Origin of the sequence: Marinobacter sp. SBS5, from assembly GCF_048285575.1 — a bacterium.
In the GTDB taxonomy this organism is placed as follows: domain Bacteria; phylum Pseudomonadota; class Gammaproteobacteria; order Pseudomonadales; family Oleiphilaceae; genus Marinobacter.
In genome coordinates, this window is record NZ_JBLWAZ010000010.1 from 1 (window position 1) to 1,061 (window position 1,061).

General features: G+C 52.5%; 1 protein-coding gene. It reads left to right on the forward strand.

What is annotated here, in order from left to right; translation table 11 throughout:
* Positions 1–1,061: elongation factor Tu (gene tuf, locus ACNQ6O_RS15415; protein ID WP_418054072.1), on the forward strand; the 1,061-nt coding region annotated here is incomplete at both ends.

Here is a 1,061-nt window from a genome sequence, read left to right on the forward strand (position 1 = left end):
TGTCACGAAGTTTGGGGTACGGGTTCTGCAAGTGCTTTCGATCAGATCGATAACGCACCGGAAGAGCGTGCACGTGGTATAACCATCGCCACTTCTCACGTTGAGTACGATTCACCTGCACGTCACTACGCACACGTAGACTGCCCGGGCCACGCTGACTATGTTAAAAACATGATCACTGGTGCTGCGCAGATGGACGGCGCTATTCTGGTTTGCTCTGCAGCTGACGGTCCAATGCCTCAGACTCGTGAGCACATCCTGCTGTCTCGTCAGGTTGGTGTTCCGTTCATCGTTGTGTTCCTGAACAAGGCGGACATGGTTGATGACGAAGAGCTGCTTGAGTTGGTAGAAATGGAAGTTCGTGACCTGCTGAGCATGTACGACTTCCCAGGTGACGACACTCCGATCATCACCGGTTCTGCGTTGATGGCTCTGGAAGGCAAAGACGACAACGAAATGGGTACTACCGCTGTTAAGAAGCTGGTAGAAGCTCTTGATTCGTACATCCCGGATCCTGAGCGTGCTGTTGATCAGCCGTTCCTGATGCCGATCGAGGACGTATTCTCTATCTCTGGCCGTGGTACTGTTGTAACCGGTCGTGTAGAGCGCGGTATCGTTAAAGTTGGTGACGAAGTGGAAATCGTTGGTATCAAAGATACCGTGAAGACTACTTGTACTGGCGTAGAGATGTTCCGTAAGCTGCTCGACGAAGGTCGTGCTGGTGAGAACGTTGGTGTTCTGTTGCGTGGTACTAAGCGTGACGACGTTGAGCGTGGTCAGGTTCTGTGTGTTCCTGGTTCGATCAAGCCGCACACCAAGTTCGAGTGTGAAGTGTACGTATTGTCCAAAGAAGAAGGTGGTCGTCATACTCCGTTCTTCAAGGGCTACCGTCCTCAGTTCTACTTCCGTACCACAGACGTGACCGGATCTTGCGAACTGCCGGAAGGTGTTGAAATGGTAATGCCGGGTGACAACGTTCAGATGGTTGTTACTCTGATCGCTCCGATCGCCATGGAAGATGGTCTGCGCTTCGCGATTCGTGAAGGCGGCCGTACCGTTGG